This window comes from Janthinobacterium sp., from assembly GCF_009923995.1.
Classification (GTDB): domain Bacteria; phylum Pseudomonadota; class Gammaproteobacteria; order Burkholderiales; family Burkholderiaceae_D; genus Janthinobacterium.
The window spans coordinates 1-2551 of record NZ_RFSK01000133.1 but is presented as its reverse complement, the minus strand read 5'-3'; the positions used below and the strand labels follow the sequence as shown (position 1 = coordinate 2551).

At 65.3% G+C, this 2551-nt stretch carries 3 protein-coding genes and 1 pseudogene; 1 reads left to right on the top strand and 3 read right to left on the bottom strand.

The genetic code is table 11. From position 1 onward, the window contains the following. On the top strand, nucleotides 1-180 hold a 180-nt coding region (locus EBS11_RS28130; RefSeq protein WP_290608800.1), incomplete at its 5' end, for a zinc-binding dehydrogenase. A 166-nt stretch (nucleotides 181-346) separates the two neighbouring features. On the opposite strand, the pseudogene EBS11_RS28125 reads toward EBS11_RS28130, so the two are convergent. From EBS11_RS28125 to EBS11_RS28115, 3 genes and pseudogenes are all read right to left on the bottom strand, one after another. Continuing rightward, nucleotides 347-1466, bottom strand: a pseudogene (locus EBS11_RS28125) (Fic family protein). A gap of 123 nt (nucleotides 1467-1589) precedes the next feature. Then, the gene (locus tag EBS11_RS28120; RefSeq protein ID WP_290608798.1) at nucleotides 1590-1778 is read right to left on the bottom strand and encodes a YdeI/OmpD-associated family protein; all 189 of its coding nucleotides are present in this window, start codon (nucleotides 1776-1778) and stop codon (nucleotides 1590-1592) included. Between the two features lie 401 nt (nucleotides 1779-2179). After that, the coding region (locus EBS11_RS28115; RefSeq protein ID WP_290608796.1) for a HipA domain-containing protein at nucleotides 2180-2551 on the bottom strand (372 nt) is incomplete at its 5' end.

The window sequence follows — 2551 nt, the reverse complement described above, 5'->3', positions numbered from 1 at the left end:
GACATGCCGGGCCAGCACCGGCTGCTGAACGAGGTGGCCGCGCTGGTAGACGCCGGGCTGCTGCGCAGCACGCTGGCAGAGCATCTGGGCACCATCAACGCGGCCAACCTGAAGAAGGCGCACACCTTGATCGAGTCGGGCAAGGCACGCGGCAAGGTGGTGCTGGAAGGGTGGAACTGAGCGCGTTAACACCCCGCTTCCAACCGCAGCACCGCCCCGGTGCTTGTGGGCGGAGCCAGCGTTACGGGCGCTCGGCGCGCGCTAGCTGCGTGGGGGCTTTAAACGCGTGGTGCGTCAGTTTGCTCACGTTATAGCTGCTTGCGCCTATTTCACGTGGGCTATTGGTCTATTTGGCATTCAACTCATAACCCGTACTGCGTCCACCTCCCTCCAGCCTGCGCAGCACACCGCGCGTCAGCAGGTCGTTGATGTCGCGCAGCGCCGTATCTGCAGAGCATTTGCCAATGGCTGCCCACTTGGCGTTGGTGAGCTTGCCTTCCATGCCGTCCAGCACTTTGTTCAACACCAGCGTTTGCCGCTGGTTCATGGGCATGCCCGCCCAGCGTTGCCAGAACTGGGTCTTAATCAAAACGCCACCTAGCAAGCCATCGGCGCCCTGCACGGCACGTAGCAGGCAGGCCAAGAACCAGCTCAGCCAGGGCGTGACATCCAGCGTGCCGCGCTGAGTGGCCTCCAGCTGGTCGTAATACTGTTTGCGCTCGCGCTGTATCTGGGCACTGAGGCTGTAGAAGCGTTGTGACGTGCCTTCGGCGCGCGCCAGCGCCATGTCGCCCACAGCACGGCTGATCCGGCCATTGCCGTCGTCAAAGGGGTGCAGAGTCAGCAGCCACAGGTGGGCTAGGCCCGCGTGAATGAGCGCATCGCCCGCAGACGCGGCGTTGAACCATTGCAAAAAGGCAGCGGTCTCTGCGGGTAGTGCGGTGGCGGGTGGTGCCTCAAAGTGCACCTTTTCTCTGCCCACGGGGCCAGACACCACTTGCATGGGGCCTGCGGCATCGTTGCGCCACGCACCTACCTGGATGCGCAAGCGGCCGCTGTAGCCGGTGGGAATGCCAGCCAAAGAGGCGCTCGGCCGTGAGCGGCAGGGCGTGCTGCTGGGTGGCGTCCAGCACCATGTCGACCACGCCATCTACATGCCGGTCGGCGGGAGCCAGCGCACCGATGTCCACGCCCAGCCTGCGGGCAATCGACGAGCGCACGGCGTCCAGGTTGAGCGCTTCGCCTTCGATGGCGCTGGTGGTGATGACTTCTTGGGTGAGGGCTTGCAGCGTGGCCTGGTCGCGCTGCGCCAACCCCAGCTCGGCCATGCGCCCCGCCAGGTTGCCCTGGGCCCGATGCACCTGTGCCAGCGGCGCAGCCAGTGCTGCCGCGTCAAACCGCCACTGCGGCCAGTCGGGGCGCTGCCAGATGTAAGTGCGGCGGAGTTGAGACTTGTGGGGGTGCATGCGGCGATTATGCGCCCTATTCACCGCATTACGTGCGGTAAATAATAGGACTATTCACCGCAAAACTGAACCGCATTGTTGAAAATACGCCTCACTTTTTGAGCTGTATGGCCCCGCCCACGGTCACAGACTCTCGCCCCGCCCCAACTTCCCCAACAACTCCGCCATCCGCCTCTCGCGCGTCTCCGCCCGCTTGGCGCTGGTGAGCCGGTAGTAGATGGTGAACAGCTGCTGGCGCTTGAGCGTGCCGTAGAAAGCCAGCGCTGCGGGGTCTTGTTGCAGCGCTGCCAAAAAGTCTTCGGGGATCACCATGTCGGCGCTGCCGGCGTAGGCGGCGTCCCAGCGGCCGTCGGCGCGGGCGGCCTCTACCGGGGGCTTGCATCAGCCCCTCGGCAATCAGCCGCTCGGCGTGCTGCACATTCTTTTGCGACCAGCCGGAGCGCGCGCGGCGCGGCGTCATGCGCTGCAGAAATGAGGTGTCGTCCAGGGATTTGCGCTGCCCATCGATCCAGCCCCAGGTGAGGGCGGCCAATACGCAGTCTTCCCACGCCACGCTGGGCAGGCCGGTGCCTTTCTTGAAGATGCGCACCCACAGCTCGGTCTCGCTGGCGTGGTGGGCGCGCAGCCAGGCGTGCAGCTGCTCGGGGGTTTCAAAGCTGTGGTGCGTTGGTTTGCTCATGATTTGATAGCTGCTTGCGCAAATTCCACGGGGGCTAGCGGCTGATATGGCTTAAATTTTCCGCCGCTACCTGCCTGAAGCCGGGGGAGATGCGCGCGTCGGCACTGGCGGCTGCCCAGAAGCTGCGGGCCAGGGCCAGGGCCTGCGGCCACTCCGGGAGAGTGGCGGCGGTGGGCTGCAGGGGGCGATCGGCAAAGTTGCGCGGCACCAGCTCGCCGCCCACGGGGGCGTAGAGCATGGGCAGCATGTCGTAGGCGGGGGCCAGGGCCCAGTCGTCATCGTCCAGCAAGAGCGAGATGTTGCCGTAGTGCCGGTCGGTGTTGGCAATCAGCTCGCCAAAGGCCTCCAGCAGGCGCAGGGTGCGCGCATCGGCCGGTCGCAGCAGGCCGCGCTCTTGCATGCGGTT